The following is a 17,510-nucleotide window of genomic DNA, read 5'->3' as shown; positions in this document are numbered from 1 at the left end:
TATTCACGGCGGCTGGGGAACGACCAGCCACCGTATAGTCTGTCCGTGCTGTAGTAACAATCGGGAGGGCAGGATTTCCCGCCCCTTGTTTTTTTAATTAGTTAAGAGCTTTGTCGTTTGGTGATTTGAATAGCGCTTTCATCTCTTCAGAGAGTTCGAAATTCATATTCAGGTTCTTCGGCGGAATTGGGTTTTTGAACCATTTGTCGAACCATTTTGCCGCTTCGCCAGAGGTCTGGGCTTGGGCGACGGTTTCGTCTACCAGCGTTTTGAACTGCGGATCGTCTTTACGCAGCATACAGCCGTAGGCTTCCTGAGACTGAGCGGTGCCTACAATCTCCCAGCTATCCGGTTTCTTCGCTTTTGCTCGCTCACCGGCCAGCAGCGCGTCATCCATCATAAAGGCCACTGCACGGCCGCTTTCCAGGGTGCGGAAAGAGTCGCCATGGTCTTTCGCACTGATGATGCGCATATTCATTTTTTTCTCATCGTTCAACTTATGCAGCAGAATTTCTGAGGTCGTTCCCGACGTCACAACAACGGCTTTATCCTTCAGATCCGCGAAGTCTTTAATCGCACCACCTTTTTTCACCAGCAGGCGCGTACCGACAACAAAGATCGTGTCGGAGAAGGCCGCTTGTTTTTGCCGTTCGAGGTTGTTAGTCGTGGAGCCGCATTCAAAATCAAAAGTACCGTTTTGCAGCAGCGGGATACGGTTTTGTGAGGTGACCGGAATCAGTTTTACCTGCAGGTCAGGTTTGTTCAGCTTCTTCTTGATAGCATCAACAATGGCATTGGAGTAGTCCTGAGAATAGCCGACGACTTGCTGCTTGTTGTCATAGTAAGAAAACGGAACGGAGGATTCACGGTGGCCAACGACGATCACGCCGTTCTTGGCAATTTTATCCAGAGTACTCTGTCCGGTGGCAGGCGCAGCATCTTCTGCCTGCGCCGCGCTGGCGGTCAGACCTATGGCCAGCATTGCTGCGGCGAGTTTACGTAATTGCATATCCGACTCCTTATCCTCAGCGTCATTGACGCTATTGATACCCATTGTGAGTGTGTGTGCTTTTTATCGCTGCCATCTTTGTGTGCAGCATTTGTATGTGTTTGTTAGCATTTAGTTTGGCTTAATGTAAAGATTTTGCTCTTATATTGTTGATTTTTGCGAAGCATACCGCACCAATAAGAGGCATAAATCCTTTGCTGCACCGTTTAGGTGCTGCTATTGCTCCCTGTCGGTGCAAGCGTCTGGCCAGTAGACGAATGCAATTCATCTCTAAGATTTATTTTGCAATTCACGTGCCAGAATCTGGTGAAGAAAGCTGAATTGAGTGAGATATCACTCTGTTCACGTCGGCATAAGTTGATTTCTAAGTTAAAATATCGGTCTTGTTAGCGTTCATATTTTCAGGGAAGAAAATCGTTATGGCTGCACAACATTTCAACTCGCCTTCTTTCGTCGTCGTTAAGATCCCTTATGTAACATTTCTCCTTATTGCCCTGAACGTGGTTTGGTTTGGCTATTTTTCTCGATCATCTGCGGATGGTGATATTAATCACGCGACGCTGATTCACTTAGGAGCAAACGTTGCGGCGCTAACGTTAACCGGAGAATCCTGGCGGCTGGTTGTCAGCCTTTTTCTCCATGGCTCTTTTTCTCATCTGTTCTTGAATATGCTTGCTCTGGCGGTTATTGGCGCTGTTGCTGAAAGATTGCTGGGCAGGTGGCGTCTGTTGGTTGTGTATTTGCTATCCGGCTCTTTTGGTTCTCTCGTGAGCGCCTGCTATGCACTGAGCGACCGGGGGACTGGTGGTGAGACTGTCATCCATTTTTTGTCTTTGGCGCCGCAGGTGATTATCAGCATCGGCGCGTCCGGTGCCATTATGGGGCTGGCTGGTGCATCAATAGTCGCGCTGGTTTTTGCGGAGCCAGGCACGCGCAGTGAAAACGATCGACGAAGATTGTATTCCGTGCTGGGCATGGTCGTGCTAACGCTTTTGTATGGTACTCAGCAGGAGGTTGATAATGCCAGCCACGTCGGCGGACTGTGCGCCGGAGCAGCCATCGGTTTTGCGATAGTCCTGATTCAGGTGGGCTCGCGAAAAAAGCTGCTTCTGGATGCATTACTCTTTTGCGGCTGCTGCGCGCTGTTGCTGGGTGGGACGTGGCTTGCGCAGCGGCAGATTGATGAATCGGACCTGGAGGTCAGGGCGAGCCTGCGTGATGAGTTTTATCCCCTGTCCGTTGAGAAAGAGCGGCAGCTGAGAAGAAAGGTGCTGGCTGATGAACGTGAAAAGCATATGACCAGGCTGCCAGAGCCGGTAAGCAATGAGGAGGCCCGCGGCACGACACTGGCTGAGATACCTGACATTAACGACATCGCGCTGAGTAAGGATGGAAAGACGCTGTACGCGGCGGTTGAGGATAACAACACCATCTCGGTTTACAGCCTGGAACAGCATAAGATTCTGAGAACGTTTACCGGCACGGTAAGGGCTGCAAATTACAAAGGGCGCTGTAGTGATTGTGGCGATCGGGGGGTCAGGGCGCTGGAGCTTAGTCCGGATGAAACGCGGCTCTATGCGACAGGGTTTGAACCGGATTCATTGTCGGTGATTCGGGTGGCGACGGGGGAAGTTATTCAGACTATCGCAACGGGGCGTAGCCCGGACGCGATGGTGATTTCTCGCGACGGTAAGCGTGCCTGGGTAATGAACCGGACTAGCAACACTATTTCAGCTATTGACCTTACGTCATATCAGCCGGTCGGCGATATTTCGCTGGGAACACATGACGGAGCAGGTAGGAGTGGCGGCTATAACATAAGGCCAATTGCGCTCTCGCTGGACGAAAAAACACTACTGGTCCCCGATATGGGGAGAAGCGATATCGTGCGTATTGACACCAGTACCCACCAGAAGGTGGACTATCCGGCGGGGGATACCCAGGGGACGACGAGCGTTGTCGGTTTTCGCCCGGAAACGGGTGAGGTTATTTTTGCCGACAGCCAGGGAATTTCACGGATTGGCCTGACATCACAGCAACCGAAGCTACTGGCTCAATGGTGCAACCGAAGTATCTATTCTGCTGAAGCGATAAGCCCAGATGGTCGATATATTGCATTAACGACCTATGGGCTGGAAGGATATATCGTTCTGCTCAGCGTGGATGCGAGCCAGGTTGTGGGGGTTTACCCTGCCAGCCGCGCAAGGCAAGTTCGGTTTTCAGCCGATGGCAAGCAGATATATGTGTTGGGGGCAAAAGCGCTGACGGTGCTGGATCGCGATAAGTCGCTTGCTCCGAGGGTGCTCGTTCGTCATCCGCAGTATGGTGACGTAGCCTGTCTTCCTGATGTTGACTAATGGGACAGGGGGGAAGAGCGTTCGATTCCCCCCATTTTGCTTACTGCTTGCGAGTTCGCAGGCTCATCAGTAGTGCACCAAAACCAAACAGGACGGTCAGCGTCCACAGCGGCCAGTTCCCCGTACGGGCGTACGGTGTCAGACCAGACGTCGGGGTCACTTTGGTGGTCAATACGGCACGAGTAAACTGCGGGATCATCTCCTGAATTTCACCGCGTGGGCCGATGACGGCGGTAATGCCATTATTTGTGCTGCGTAGCAGCGGACGGGCCAGCTCCAGCGCGCGCATCCGCGCCATCTGGAAGTGCTGCCACGGACCGATAGATTTCCCGAACCACGCATCGTTAGAGATAGTTAGCAGGAAGTCAGTATCCGGACGGAAGTTATCGCGCACCTGCTCGCCAAGAATAATCTCGTAGCAGATGGCTGCCGTCAGACGCATATTATGCGCGACAAGCTGGGGCTGCACGTAAGGCCCGCGACTGAAAGAGGACATCGGCAGGTCAAAGAACGGCGCCAGCGGGCGAAGAATCGATTCCAGTGGCACAAACTCGCCAAACGGTACCAGGTGGTTTTTGTTGTAGCGATTTTTCGAGTCGTAGCTGTACGGATTATCTTTGCCCAGCGTGATGATGGTGTTGTAGGTATCGTAGCGGTTCTTTGTGTTCAGTCGCGCATCGACAATGCCGGTGATAAGCGAGCTATTTTTCGACCGCATCAGGTCGTCCATCATGCTGAGAAAACGCTGCTGGTTAATTTCGAGGTCCGGAATTGCGGACTCCGGCCAGATAATCAGCTGTGATTTACCCATGTGCGGCTGGGTGAGATCCAGATAAGTTTTCAGCGTATTGAGCAACTGATTCTGGTCCCATTTCATTGCCTGAGGGATGTCGCCCTGAACCAGCGAAACCTCGGTTGCTCGCTCCGGTAGTTGCTGATGCCACTGAATGTAACGCAGAGGGAAGGGGAGAGCGAACAGCACGACGGCGGCGATCAGCGGTTTCCAGCTACGCTGCATAAGTGCCAGCACCAGCAGCCCGCTGACAACCATCAGCAGGAAGTTTATCGCCTCAACGCCCATAACAGGGGCCAGGCCTTTCAGGGGCCCGTCAATCTGGCTATAGCCAAACTGTAGCCACGGGAAGCCGGTCAGGACCCAGCCGCGCAGGAATTCGGTAATTTGCCACACCACTGGCGCGGCAATAGCCAGGCGTATCCAGTTGGTTTTCGGCCACAGGCGCGAAAGAATACCGGCGAATAACCCGGTATAAAGGGACAGATAAGCCGCCAGCAGAACAACCAGGAAAACGTTGACCGGCCCCGGCATCCCGCCGAACTGCGCGATGCTGACGTAGACCCAGTTAATCCCGGAACCAAACAGGCCTAGCCCCCAGAAATAACCAATAGCGGCGCTTTGCACCGGTCGACGATTAAGGGTTAAACCTTGCAAACCGCTTAGCGAAATAATCGCTGCTGGCCAGAAATCATAAGGTGAAAAAGCCAGCGTTCCGCTGGCTCCGAATAACAACGCCAGCAGCAGGCGTACGCGCTGGCGTTCAATAAGAGAGGCAAATACCATTTAGGTTAATCGTCCCGTTGGATTAGTCTTCCAGCTTCGGCTGAGGCGCGTCATCAGGAAGTTTTACATGTACCTGAATAATACGTCTGCTGTCAGCCATTGCGACCTTGAATTGGTAACCATCAATTTCGATAGACTCGCCGCGGGCTGGCAGATGACCAAATGCTTGCATCACCAGGCCGCCGATGGTGTCGACCTCTTCGTCGCTGAAGTGGGTTCCGTAGGCTTCGTTGAAGTCTTCGATTGAGGCGAGCGCGCGTACCGTCCATGTGTGGCGGCTCAGTTGACGAAAATCGATATCTTCTTCTTCATCGTATTCGTCTTCGATCTCACCGACGATCAGTTCAAGGATGTCTTCAATGGTCACCAGACCCGAGACGCCACCAAACTCATCGATAACGATAGCCATATGATAACGCTGGGAGCGGAACTCTTTCAGCATGCGGTCAACCCGCTTGCTTTCAGGCACGACAACCGCCGGGCGCAACACTTTTTCCATGCTGAAGGCTTCCGCGTCGCTGCGCATAAACGGCAGCAGATCTTTGGCCATCAGAATCCCTTCAATGTGATCTTTATCTTCGCTGATCACCGGGAAACGCGAGTGGGCGGATTCGATTATCACATCGAGGCATTCGTCCAACGTCTGGTTACGTTTCAGGGTAATCATCTGCGAGCGAGGGATCATGATGTCGCGGACGCGTTGGTCGGCGATATCCATTACCCCTTCGAGCATATCGCGCGTGTCTTCGTCGATAAGATCGTTTTGCCCGGAATCACGGATCAGCGCCAGTAGTTCGTCACGATTTTTGGGTTCACCGTGAAAGAGCTGGCTGAGTAACAGGGAGAAGAATCCCTTTTTGCTGTTTACTGTGTCGCTACTGTGTGAATTGTCGTCGCTCATGGCGTCGTATGGGTTCTCATGTTGGTTAAATAGTCGCTCGTCACGCGTATACTCAGCGTTCGGCATAGCGGCCAGTCGCCGGCAAAGCCGGCGTCAGGTTATTCCTTCTCGGCAATGTACGGATCCTCATAGCCCAGAGCAAGCATTATCTCTGTTTCGAGGGATTCCATCTCTTCCGCTTCTTCGTCAACGATATGGTCGTAGCCTAAAAGATGCAGGCTACCGTGGACAACCATATGCGCCCAGTGCGCCTCCAGCGGTTTGCCTTGCTCTTTTGCTTCCTGTTCAACCACCTGACGGCAGATGACCAGATCGCCAAGCAGCGGCATTTCGATGCCCGGCGGGGCTTCAAACGGAAAAGACAGCACGTTAGTTGGCTTATCCTTCCCGCGATAGGTCATGTTCAGCTCATGGCTTTCCGCTTCATCAACCAGGCGAATCGTGACTTCTGACTCTTCCTGGAACTGCGGGATAACGGTATCGACCCAGCGCTGAAACTGGGTCTCGTCCGGCATTCCGCTGTTATTTTCGCAAGCCAACTGTAAATCGAGAATGACCTGACTCATTTATGCTCCTGTTCCTGGGCTTCGCGTTTACGCTCGGCGGCCAGTTCTGCTTTACGTTTTTGGTCCGCTTCTTCCCATGCTTCATAGGCGTTAACAATGCGGGCGACAACCGGGTGGCGCACCACATCATCGCTATGGAAGAAGTTGAAGCTAATCTCATCGACTTCTGCCAGCACTTCAATCGCGTGACGCAGGCCGGATTTGGTGCTGCGCGGCAGGTCAATCTGAGTGACGTCACCGGTAATAACCGCTTTGGAGTTAAAACCGATACGGGTCAGGAACATTTTCATCTGTTCGATGGTGGTGTTCTGGCTCTCATCCAGGATGATAAAGGCATCGTTCAGCGTACGACCGCGCATATAGGCCAGCGGCGCGACTTCAATCACGTTGCGCTCAATCAGCTTCTCGACTTTCTCAAAACCAAGCATCTCGAACAGCGCGTCGTACAGCGGGCGCAGATACGGGTCGACTTTTTGACTCAAATCGCCAGGCAGGAAGCCCAGCTTTTCCCCGGCTTCAACGGCCGGGCGGGTCAGCAGAATACGACGAACATCCTGACGCTCCAGCGCGTCGACCGCAGCAGCAACTGCAAGGTAGGTTTTACCGGTCCCGGCAGGACCAACGCCGAAGGTAATATCGTGGTCAAGAATATTGGCAATATACTGCGCCTGATTCGGCGTACGCGGCTTGATGACGCCACGCTTGGTTTTGATATTGATGGCCTTGCCGAAGTCCGGCACGCTTTCGGCGCTTTGCTCCAGCACGCGGGCCTCTTTGATTGCCAGATGAATCTGTTCCGGTTCAATATCCTGAAGTTCGCCGCGCATCGGTGCAGTATCGACATACAGGCTGCGCAGGATATCCGCCGCAGCGGTGACGCAAATCGGGCGACCGGTTATTTTAAAGTGGTTGTCACGACGATTAATCTCGATACCGAGACGGCGTTCCAGCTGTTTAATGTTGTCATCAAACGGGCCGCAAAGGCTCAGCAGACGGGCATTATCAGCGGGCTCAAGGGTGATTTCGCGAGTGTCTGTGTTCAAACTGTTCCTCTTATGCATAGGTAGCCGGAAGGTAAACGTTCGCCGGCCTGTCAGGAAATTATTCACGTCATCGGAATATGGCGCAAGCATCGCTGTAGATATTGGGTTCAGGAGAGGAAATACAAGGCCTGCCGGAGTCGGCAGGCCTGAATGGATCATGGCTGGTAGATACCGACGCCAAGATCGTTTTCTTTACGGGTACGAGCAATCACCGATTCCGGCGTTTCTGCGATGCGCAGGCCCATTTCGTCCTCGGTGCGCACGACTTTACCGCGCAGGGAGTTTGTCCAGACATCGGTGATTTCGACATCAACAAACTTACCAATCATCTCAGGTGAACCTTCAAAGTTGACCACGCGGTTATTCTCGGTACGGCCCGACAGTTCCATGATGCTCTTACGCGAGGTGCCCTCCACCAGAATACGCTGCACGGTGCCGAGCATACGACGGCTCCAGGCCGTTGCCTGCTGGTTGATACGCTCCTGTAGAATATACAGGCGCTGCTTCTTATCCTCTTCCGGCACGTCATCGACCATGTCGGCTGCCGGTGTTCCCGGACGAGCAGAGAAGATAAAGCTGTAGCTCATATCGAAATTCACATCCGCAATCAGCTTCATGGTCTGCTCGAAATCCTGGGTGGTTTCACCTGGGAAGCCGACGATGAAGTCGGAGCTAATCTGAATATCAGGACGCGCCGCGCGCAGTTTGCGGATAATCGCTTTGTATTCCAGAGCCGTGTGGGTACGCCCCATCAGGTTCAGCACGCGGTCGGAACCGCTCTGCACTGGCAGATGCAGGAAGCTCACCAGCTCCGGTGTGTCGCGATAAACCTCAATAATGTCATCGGTGAATTCGATCGGGTGGCTGGTGGTAAAGCGGATCCGATCGATGCCGTCTATCGCCGCAACCAGACGCAGCAGATCGGCGAAGCTGCCAGGGGTGCCATCGTAATTTTCACCGCGCCAGGCGTTCACGTTCTGCCCGAGCAGGTTAACTTCACGCACGCCCTGAGCCGCGAGCTGTGCGATTTCAAACAGAATATCGTCGCTCGGGCGGCTGACTTCTTCACCGCGAGTGTAAGGCACCACGCAATAGGTGCAATATTTGTTGCAGCCTTCCATGATAGAAACAAAAGCGCTGGGGCCTTCGGCGCGCGGTTCCGGTAGGCGATCGAACTTTTCGATTTCCGGGAAGCTGATATCGACGACCGGGCTACGGTTGCCACGTACAGAGTTGATCATCTCCGGCAGGCGGTGCAGGGTTTGCGGCCCAAAAATAATATCGACGTAGTGGGCGCGCTGACGAATATGATCGCCCTCCTGAGAGGCTACGCAGCCGCCGACGCCGATGATCAAGTTGGGATTCTTCTCTTTCAGCAGCTTCCAGCGTCCTAGCTGATGGAAAACTTTTTCCTGAGCCTTCTCACGGATTGAGCAGGTGTTGAGCAGCAGCACATCTGCTTCTTCCGCCACTTCGGTGAGTTGATACCCGTGCGTGGCATCCAGCAGATCGGCCATCTTTGATGAATCGTATTCGTTCATCTGACAGCCCCAGGTTTTAATATGGAGTTTTTTTGTCATCGACTTGCTCATGCTTAAGTAGGTATACCCAATGTCATTTTCTTCACCGGACGTTGCTCTGCAATGTGAAGCGTGACGGGTATGAAGCCAGGATTGCAGGGCGCGTATTGTAATGCTTTGACCGCGCCGTGACCAGTACGACCGTAATCACCACAAGGCGAATAAAAATCCGGTAAACTTAAGGGATTCGGGTTTAAGGATAATAGCCATGACAATTCATGCAACAGATGTTGTTATCGTCGGCGGTGGAATGGTGGGCGGCGCCCTGGCGCTTGGGCTGGCACAGCAAGGTTTTACGGTGACGGTCATTGAAAAGAATGCACCACCTGCTTTTGATGCGTCTTCGCCGCCTGATGTGCGAATTTCGGCCATCAGCGCGTCATCGGTCGGGCTGCTGAAAAGCCTGGGTGTCTGGGATGCTGTGCGGGCGATGCGCGCCCATGCTTATCGTCAACTGGAGACCTGGGAGTGGGAAAGTGCCCATGTTGCCTTTAATGCGACAGAACTGGAGCTGCCTGAGCTGGGCTACATGGTGGAAAATAACGTCCTCCAGCTTGCTTTATGGCAGGCGCTGGAAGCCCATGCGCAAGTCTCTCTTCATGTGGGTGCGTCATTGAAGGAAATGCGCCACGCAGAAGCACATGCTTCACTAACGTTGACCGATGATAATCAGTACGACGCACGGCTAGTGATTGGTGCGGACGGCGCTAACTCGCAGGTAAGACAACTGGCGGGAATCGGCGTGCAGGCGTGGCAGTATCAGCAATCCTGTATGTTGATAAGCGTGCAGTGCGTGGACGATCCCGGTGATAGTACCTGGCAGCAGTTCACTCCAACGGGACCGCGCGCATTTTTACCGCTGTTCGACCATTGGGCTTCACTCGTGTGGTACGACACGCCCGCGCGGATCCGCCAACTGCAGGGAATGAATATGGTTCAGCTGCAGCAAGAAATTGCCCGCCATTTTCCGTCCCGTCTGGGGGAGGTTACACCGCTAAGCGCGGGGGCATTCCCGCTGACCCGTCGCCACGCGCTGCAATACGTTAAGCCGGGATTGGCGTTGGTGGGCGACGCCGCGCACACCATTCATCCACTGGCGGGGCAGGGGGTGAATTTAGGCTATCGTGATGTTGATGCGCTGCTGGATATTCTTTCCTGTGCGCGCGAGCATGGTGAAGAGTGGGCCAGTCTGCCTGTACTCAAGCGCTACCAGGCCCGGCGCAGAGCAGATAACCTGATTATGCAAACGGGGATGGATCTGTTTTATGCCGGGTTCAGCAACGATCTGGCACCAGTCCGTATGCTGCGAAATATCGGTCTGATGGCTGCCGGGCGAGCTGGAGTCCTGAAGCGACAGGCACTGAAGTACGCGTTGGGATTATAAACAAGACGTTCCCGGCTTGTGCTGAGCCGGGCGACGAAATGATGTGTGTGATGTAAACGTCAGAAAGCAAAAAGCCCGCCGAAGCGAGCTTTTTGCTATTAAGTGGCTGGGGTACGAGGATTCGAACCTCGGAATGCTGGTATCAGAAACCAGAGCCTTACCGCTTGGCGATACCCCAACGGGTGCGCCCACAATGTGAGCGACTTTTTAAATTGGCTGGGGTACGAGGATTCGAACCTCGGAATGCTGGTATCAGAAACCAGAGCCTTACCGCTTGGCGATACCCCAACAATTTTTTTGGATTTATCGAACTAAATCAATAAGTCCTTATATGGTGGCTACGACGGGATTCGAACCTGTGACCCCATCATTATGAGTGATGTGCTCTAACCAGCTGAGCTACGTAGCCAAAATCTTATCATATTCTTCAATGGCTGGGGTACCTGGATTCGAACCAGGGAATGCCGGTATCAAAAACCGGTGCCTTACCGCTTGGCGATACCCCAATACCGTCGCGGTGAACCGCAAACATCGAAGAAATATGGCTGGGGTACCTGGATTCGAACCAGGGAATGCCGGTATCAAAAACCGGTGCCTTACCGCTTGGCGATACCCCAACAAAAAACTTTTACTTGCAACGCGAAAGAGTAAATGGTGCGGGAGGCGAGACTTGAACTCGCACACCTTGCGGCGCCAGAACCTAAATCTGGTGCGTCTACCAATTTCGCCACTCCCGCAAAATATGGTGGCTACGACGGGATTTGAACCTGTGACCCCATCATTATGAGTGATGTGCTCTAACCAGCTGAGCTACGTAGCCATCTTTTTTTTCGCGTTACCTTATCGGCGTTGCGGGGCGCATTATGCGTATTGAGCCTTAAAGCGTCAACCCCTTTTTCATCGAAAATGGGCTGAAAACGACTGTTTGGTTAGGTTGCGAACAGCGTGGTGTAATAATCGGCAATTATTGGTTATTTATCGTTTTTAATGATTTGCATAAGGCATAAAAAAACGGACCCCGTAGGATCCGTTTTAGATATTGATGGTTATTTAGTAAGCCGACTGGTGCACGCCGACTGCGCGTCCTGATGGATCGTTCATCGTTTTGAACGACTCATCCCATTCAATGGCTTTCGCTGAAGAGCAGGCAACGGACGGGCCACCGGGTACACATTCTGCAGCGCTGGGTACCGGGAATAATTCTTCAAAGATCTCGCGATACAGATACGCTTCTTTTGACGATGGCGTGTTGTACGGGAAACGGAAGCTGGCCGTTTCCAGTTGCTGATCGGAAATCTGTTCTGCCGCGACTTCTTTGAGCGTATCGATCCAGCTGTAACCTACACCGTCAGAAAACTGCTCTTTCTGGCGCCACGCGACGCTTGCCGGCAGATAAGACTCGAAGCATTCACGCAGAACATGTTTTTCCATTTTACCGTTGCCGCACATTTTATCCTGCGGGTTGATGCGCATTGCCACATCGAGGAATTTCTTATCCAGGAACGGCACGCGTGCTTCAACGCCCCAGGCAGACATCGCTTTGTTGGCGCGGGCGCAGTCAAACATATGCAGCGCTTGCAGCTTACGTACGGTCTCTTCATGCAACTCTTTGGCGTTTGGCGCTTTATGGAAATAAAGGTAGCCGCCAAATACTTCATCAGAACCTTCGCCAGACAGTACCATTTTGATGCCCATCGCTTTGATTTTACGCGACATCAAATACATTGGCGTTGAAGCGCGAATCGTCGTCACATCGTAGGTTTCAATGTGATAGATAACATCGCGAATCGCGTCCAGACCTTCCTGAACCGTAAAATGGATCTCGTGGTGCACGGTGCCAAGATGGTTAGCCACTTCCTGCGCAGCCTTCAGGTCAGGAGCGCCTTCCAGGCCTACAGCGAAGGAGTGAAGCTGTGGCCACCAGGCTTCTGATTTCTCCTGATCTTCAACGCGGCGCGCGGCATATTTTTTGGTGATAGCGGAAATAACCGATGAATCCAGGCCGCCGGACAGCAGTACGCCGTAGGGAACATCAGACATCAGGTGGCTTTTCACCGATTCTTCCAGAGCCTGACGCAGTTCGTTTTTATCAGTAACGTTGTCCTTGACCGCGTCATAGTCGAACCAGTCACGCTGATAATACTGGCGGATTTCGCCATCTTTGCTCCACAGGTAGCTACCCGCCGGGAACTCTTTAATCGTGCGGCAGACCGGAACAAGGGCTTTCATTTCTGAAGCGACGTAGAAGTTGCCGTGCTCGTCATGACCCATATACAGCGGGATGATCCCGATATGGTCGCGGCCAATCAGATACGCGTCTTGTTCGCTGTCATACAGGGCGAATGCAAACATCCCCTGCAGGTCGTCCAGGAAGTCCGGCCCTTTTTCCTGATATAGCGCCAGGATGACTTCGCAGTCGGAACCGGTCTGGAAAGCATAGCGATCGCCGTATTCAGCGCGCAGCGCCTGGTGGTTGTAGATTTCACCATTGACAGCGAGAGCATGGGTTTTTTGCGCGTTATACAGCGGCTGCGCACCAGCGTTAACGTCAACGATAGACAGACGCTCATGCGCCAGAATGGCTTTATCGCATGCGTAAACACCGGACCAGTCCGGACCGCGGTGGCGCATCAGGCGGGAAAGTTCCAGTGCCTTTTTACGCAGTTCGACTGCGTCAGTTTTAATATCCAGTACGCCAAAAATTGAACACATAGCCTTCTCCGTTACCCTGTCTTGTTTGAAGTGGTGCAGGCTGCATCTTATTGCGAAGCCTCAGTGCATGCTTAAGAAAATGCCGCAAAGGAGCGGGGCGCGCAAGGGGTTTACGGTCGAGAAAAGAAATAATGCAACTACTGTTGCTGAATAATGAAAAAAGAGTATGTTTTGAGCAGTTTTATTGATGGATATTTAGTAATAGTGCATTTTTATTAGAGGAAGGTGTTTTTTTGTCGCTTGAAAATGAAGAACCACGCCCGGGGACGTGGTTTTGATCAGAAAATATCAATTTCTGCGACGGAAGGGTAAATCCATGACGGTCTGAATGGCATGCTGTCGATATCGTCGAGCGTGGCGATCCCAGAAAGCACCAGAATGGTCTCCAGGCCAGCCTGAAAGCCTGCCAGAATATCCGTGCGCAAGTTATCGCCGACGATGACTGTCTGCTCAGAGTGCGCCTGCATTTTGTTTAGCGCTGAACGGATAATCCACGGGCTGGGTTTGCCGACATAGAACGGCTGACGTCCTGAGATTTTCTCGATGCCGGCGCACAGCGCACCGCAGGCAGGGTAATAGCCGCGACCGTGAGTATCCGGGTTGGTGGCGATAAAGCGCGCGCCGTTAGCGACGAAAAAAGCGGCCTTATGCATCATCTCCCAGTTAAAGGAACGGGTTTCACCAACGATAACGAAGTCAGGGTTAACGTCAGTGATGGTAAAACCGGCTTTATACAGCTCGTGAATCAGCGCGCCTTCACCCACGACATAGGCTTTCTTGCCTTCCTGGCGACGCAGAAAATCCGCCGTAGCCATTGCTGAGGTATAAAAGGCGGTATCCGGTACATCAATTCCCGCAGTCGCAAAACGGTTCGCCAGATCCTGACCGGTCTGTGAAGGGTAGTTGGTCAGCATCACCAGCGGCATCTCTTTTTCGAGAATGCGTTTGATAAATTCAGCGGCACCTGGCACAGCCACATTGTCGTGCATCAGCACGCCGTCAATATCACAAATTACGTTTTGAATGGTCATGGACAGTCCGACATCGTTGGAGAAAGGCGAAACTATAAAGCGGCTTTAACTTTCCAGCAAATGCTGGAGCAGGATCCCATTGAGCATCGCGCGCTTGACCAGAGCAAAAGCGCCGATCGCTGAGCGATGATCGAGAGTGGATCGCACCACCGGCAGATTTTTACGAAATGCCTTTAGCGCCTGATTATTGATGCAGCTTTCAATCGCTGGCAGCAGGACTTTTTCCGCTTCGACAATTTCACCGGCAATGACGACTTTTTGCGGATTAAACAGGTTAATTGCAATGGCGATGGTTTTACCCAGATGGCGGCCGACATGTTCAATAACCTCACAGGCCAGCGCATCACCTTTATTCGCCGCTTTACAAATAGTTTTAATGGTGCAGTCATCAATTGAAATTTTGCTCTGGTAGCCCTGTTCCAGTAAATGACGAACGCGATGCTCGATGGCGGCATTGGCAGCAATGGTTTCCAGACAGCCAAAGTTACCGCAGTGGCAGCGCTCGCCCAGCGGATCGACCTGGATATGTCCGATTTCACCAACGTTGCCATTGCGGCCGATAAAGGTACGGCCATTGGAAATAATCCCCGCCCCGGTCCCGCGGTGTACACGCACTAAAATGGAGTCCTCGCAGTCATGACTTGCACCAAAATAGTGCTCTGCCAGCGCGAGACTACGGATATCGTGGCCAACGAAGCAGGTTAGTTTAAAACGTGCTTCCAGCGCCTCAACTAACCCCCAGTTTTCAACCTGAATGTGGGGCATATAGCGAATAACGCCACTTTCAGGGTCAACCAGGCCCGGTAGAATGACCGAGATAGCAATCAGCTCACGGATTTTACGCTGGCAGCTTTCCATAAAGGAGGCGATGATGTTGAGCAGCGCATGCTCCAGAGTTTCCTGGGTTCTTTCCGGAAGTGGGTAATGCTCTTCTTCAAGGGTTTTGCTGCTTAAATCATACAGCGTCAGGGTGGCGTCATAGCGGCCAAGGCGCACGCCAATTGCGTGGAAATTGCGGGTTTCGGCAATAATCGAGATCGCGCGGCGGCCCCCAGTGGAGGCCTGCTGATCGACTTCTTTGATCAGGCCGCGTTCAATCAGTTGACGCGTAATTTTGGTTACGCTGGCAGGGGCAAGCTGGCTTTGTTCCGCAATCTGAATACGCGAGATTGGGCCGTGCTGATCAATCAACCGATAGACGGCCGCGCTGTTCAGCTGTTTTACGAGATCGACGTTACCAATTTGAGCTTGTCCGCCTGCTGTCATACTTTTACTTACTCAGTGACGACCTCGTTACCATTAACGATGGTCTTGGTGATTTTATAATCGCGGGTGAATGCGGTCAGGTTAGCGACCATCCCCGGAGCAATGCTGCCTAATTGTTTGTCCACGCCAATCGCGCGAGCAGGATAGAGGGTTGCCATACGCAACACTTCGTCCAGCGCTATGCCGCAATGTTCGACGAGGTTACGTACCCCTTCAATCATGGTCAGCGAAGAACCGCTAAGGGTGCCGTTTTCATCCACGCACAATCCATTCCGGTAGTATATTGTTTTACCAGCAAAAATGAACTGTTCAATATTGGCACCTGCCGGTGCTGTCGCGTCGGTCACGAGGCACAGTTTGTCGCCTTTCAGGCGTTTAGCGAGACGGACGTTGGCGTAATCGACATGTAGACCATCCACGATAATGCCGCAGTAAATATCCGGTTCGTCGAAAATCGCGCCCGCCAGACCCGGCTCGCGGCCGGTAATATAAGGCATTGCGTTAAACAGATGGGTGGCGAAAGTAATGCCAGAACGGAAGCCTATTTTCGCTTCTTTCAGCGTGGCGTTGGAATGGCCCGCGGAAACGATAATACCTGCAGCGACCAGCTTGCGGATCACTTCCGGCTCAACGCGCTCTGGGGCGAGTGTGAGTTTGGTAATCACATCCGCGTTTTCGCACAGAAAGTCGACCAGCGCGGCATCCGGTTTACGCACGTAGTCCGGATTATGGGTGCCTTTCTTAACAATGTTCAGCCACGGGCCTTCGAGATGTAAACCCAGAGCCTGATTCGGATGCTTTTGCAGATATTCGCGCATTACGCGAACGCCCTGTTTCATCAGGTCATCGCTGGCGGTAATGAGCGTGGGTAAGTAGCTGGTGCAGCCGGAGCGCTGGTTAGCTTCCTGCATAATTTCCAGCGTTTTAACGGTGACGGCATCGGGTGTGTCGTTAAACTGCACGCCGCCGCAGCCGTTCAGCTGTACGTCGATAAAACCGGGAGCAAGAATGGCGCCATCAACCGAGCGTTGTTCAATCCCGGTGGGTAAATCAGTCAGCGGACAGATACGTTCGATAAGGCCATTGGCGATAACGATCGCATGGTCATCCAGAATTTCATGACCGGTATAAATCCGGCCTTGGGTTAATGCATACATTACGACCCCCGGTTGTCAAAAATGGTTGTCCCGCGGGAGCGGCCGCAGGACGAGACTACATTACAGACCTTTGATGTTTTCAGCTTCTAATTCATTGAAATATTTCAAGGTCTTAACTTTCAGTTCCATCGTAGACGGCTCGTCGCAGACCACAACCGCTTTCGGGTGTAGTTGCAGACAGGTAATGGTCCACATATGGTTAACGTTGCCTTCAACCGCTGCCTGCAGCGCCAGCGCTTTCTGACCCCCCAACACCAGAATCATCACTTCTTCTGCATCAAGCAGAGTACCTACGCCAACGGTTAGCGCGTATTTAGGCACCTGGTCTACATCACCGTCAAAGAAGCGGGAGTTTGCTATACGGGTATCATGAGTCAGGGTTTTAATGCGGGTACGGGAAGCCAGCGAAGAGGCCGGTTCATTAAACGCGATGTGCCCATCGTTGCCTACGCCGCCCATGAACAGGTTGATTTTGCCGTAAGAACGAATTTTTTCTTCATAACGACGGCATTCAGCATCGATATCAGGTGCATTACCATTCAGCAAATTAATGTTTTCTGCCAGAATATCAACGTGATCAAAGAAGTTGCGGTGCATAAAGCTATGATAGCTTTCTGGGTGCTCTTTCGGCAGACCAACATACTCATCCATGTTAAAAGTGACGACATGCTTAAAGCTGACCTGGCCTGCTTTGTGCATCTCAACCAGCGCTTTGTAAGCCGTCAGCGGGGTGCCGCCGGTTGGCAGACCCAGTACAAACGGACGATCCGCCGTAGGGTTGAACGCATTGATGCGATTAACGATGTGGCGGGCAGCCCATTTACCGACTTGCTCAGCTGTTACCAGGGGGATCAGTCTCATTGTTCACCTCTATAGTTAAATTAGAACCTGGCGGATTGGCGCCAGCATACTATTAAGAGTATTG

The 17,510-nt window shown here is 52.5% G+C and carries 13 protein-coding genes and 7 tRNA genes; 2 read left to right on the top strand and 18 right to left on the bottom strand.

The window, feature by feature from the left end:
• Positions 1–97 precede the first annotated feature (97 nt).
• Positions 98–1,009 (bottom strand): amino acid ABC transporter substrate-binding protein, encoded by a 912-nt coding sequence (locus tag DA718_RS20030; protein ID WP_112214517.1) that lies wholly within the window; start codon positions 1,007–1,009, stop codon positions 98–100.
• Between the two features lie 419 nt (positions 1,010–1,428).
• Between DA718_RS20030 and DA718_RS20025 the strand changes: the two genes are divergently transcribed.
• Positions 1,429–3,366 (top strand): rhomboid family intramembrane serine protease, encoded by a 1,938-nt coding sequence (locus DA718_RS20025; RefSeq protein ID WP_112214516.1) that lies wholly within the window; start codon positions 1,429–1,431, stop codon positions 3,364–3,366.
• 40 nt (positions 3,367–3,406) lie between these two features.
• On the opposite strand, the gene lnt is transcribed toward DA718_RS20025, so the two are convergent.
• The 5 genes from lnt to miaB form a co-directional block, all read right to left on the bottom strand.
• Positions 3,407–4,945: an apolipoprotein N-acyltransferase gene (gene lnt / locus DA718_RS20020; RefSeq protein ID WP_112214515.1), complete on the bottom strand. Its 1,539-nt coding sequence runs from the start codon at positions 4,943–4,945 to the stop codon at positions 3,407–3,409.
• Between the two features lie 22 nt (positions 4,946–4,967).
• Complete coding sequence (corC, locus tag DA718_RS20015) at positions 4,968–5,846, bottom strand: CNNM family magnesium/cobalt transport protein CorC (RefSeq protein ID WP_112214514.1); 879 nt, start codon at positions 5,844–5,846, stop codon at positions 4,968–4,970.
• 98 nt (positions 5,847–5,944) lie between these two features.
• A complete protein-coding gene (gene ybeY / locus DA718_RS20010) occupies positions 5,945–6,412 on the bottom strand; it encodes an rRNA maturation RNase YbeY (RefSeq protein WP_112214513.1) in 468 nt (155 codons plus the stop codon).
• The gene (locus DA718_RS20005; protein ID WP_167492802.1) at positions 6,409–7,455 is read right to left on the bottom strand and encodes a PhoH family protein; all 1,047 of its coding nucleotides are present in this window, start codon (positions 7,453–7,455) and stop codon (positions 6,409–6,411) included. Before DA718_RS20005 ends, ybeY begins: the two co-directional genes overlap by 4 nt.
• Positions 7,456–7,610: 155 nt before the next feature.
• Positions 7,611–9,035: a tRNA (N6-isopentenyl adenosine(37)-C2)-methylthiotransferase MiaB gene (miaB, locus tag DA718_RS20000; RefSeq protein WP_112214511.1), complete on the bottom strand. Its 1,425-nt coding sequence runs from the start codon at positions 9,033–9,035 to the stop codon at positions 7,611–7,613.
• 208 nt (positions 9,036–9,243) lie between these two features.
• On the opposite strand from miaB, the gene ubiF reads away from it, so the two are divergent.
• Entirely contained in the window at positions 9,244–10,419 is a 1,176-nt protein-coding gene (gene ubiF / locus DA718_RS19995; protein ID WP_112214510.1) for a 3-demethoxyubiquinol 3-hydroxylase, read from the top strand.
• 103 nt (positions 10,420–10,522) lie between these two features.
• Here ubiF and DA718_RS19990 read toward each other — a convergent pair.
• The 12 genes from DA718_RS19990 to nagB all read right to left on the bottom strand — a co-directional run bounded on the left by DA718_RS19990 (position 10,523) and on the right by nagB (position 17,446).
• A tRNA-Gln gene (locus DA718_RS19990) sits at positions 10,523–10,597 on the bottom strand.
• 35 nt (positions 10,598–10,632) lie between these two features.
• Positions 10,633–10,707 (bottom strand) — tRNA-Gln (locus DA718_RS19985).
• Between the two features lie 44 nt (positions 10,708–10,751).
• Positions 10,752–10,828, bottom strand: a tRNA-Met gene (locus DA718_RS19980).
• A 22-nt stretch (positions 10,829–10,850) separates the two neighbouring features.
• A tRNA-Gln gene (locus DA718_RS19975) sits at positions 10,851–10,925 on the bottom strand.
• A 36-nt stretch (positions 10,926–10,961) separates the two neighbouring features.
• Positions 10,962–11,036: transfer RNA gene (locus tag DA718_RS19970), tRNA-Gln, on the bottom strand.
• A 35-nt stretch (positions 11,037–11,071) separates the two neighbouring features.
• Positions 11,072–11,156: transfer RNA gene (locus DA718_RS19965), tRNA-Leu, on the bottom strand.
• Positions 11,157–11,162: 6 nt separating this feature from the next.
• A tRNA-Met gene (locus DA718_RS19960) sits at positions 11,163–11,239 on the bottom strand.
• A 230-nt stretch (positions 11,240–11,469) separates the two neighbouring features.
• Entirely contained in the window at positions 11,470–13,131 is a 1,662-nt protein-coding gene (gene asnB / locus DA718_RS19955) for an asparagine synthase B (RefSeq protein WP_112214509.1), read from the bottom strand.
• A gap of 278 nt (positions 13,132–13,409) precedes the next feature.
• Positions 13,410–14,162: an HAD-IIA family hydrolase gene (locus DA718_RS19950; RefSeq protein ID WP_110273356.1), complete on the bottom strand. Its 753-nt coding sequence runs from the start codon at positions 14,160–14,162 to the stop codon at positions 13,410–13,412.
• A gap of 45 nt (positions 14,163–14,207) precedes the next feature.
• Positions 14,208–15,428: a DNA-binding transcriptional regulator NagC gene (gene nagC, locus DA718_RS19945; protein ID WP_110273357.1), complete on the bottom strand. Its 1,221-nt coding sequence runs from the start codon at positions 15,426–15,428 to the stop codon at positions 14,208–14,210.
• 8 nt (positions 15,429–15,436) lie between these two features.
• Complete coding sequence (nagA, locus tag DA718_RS19940) at positions 15,437–16,585, bottom strand: N-acetylglucosamine-6-phosphate deacetylase (RefSeq protein WP_112214507.1); 1,149 nt, start codon at positions 16,583–16,585, stop codon at positions 15,437–15,439.
• A gap of 60 nt (positions 16,586–16,645) precedes the next feature.
• Complete coding sequence (nagB, locus tag DA718_RS19935; RefSeq protein ID WP_110273359.1) at positions 16,646–17,446, bottom strand: glucosamine-6-phosphate deaminase; 801 nt, start codon at positions 17,444–17,446, stop codon at positions 16,646–16,648.
• Between the last annotated feature and the right edge of the window lie 64 nt (positions 17,447–17,510).

The sequence above is a fragment of the Klebsiella huaxiensis genome, assembly GCF_003261575.2.
In the GTDB taxonomy this organism is placed as follows: domain Bacteria; phylum Pseudomonadota; class Gammaproteobacteria; order Enterobacterales; family Enterobacteriaceae; genus Klebsiella; species Klebsiella huaxiensis.
This window is presented reverse-complemented; position numbering and strand designations above follow the sequence as displayed.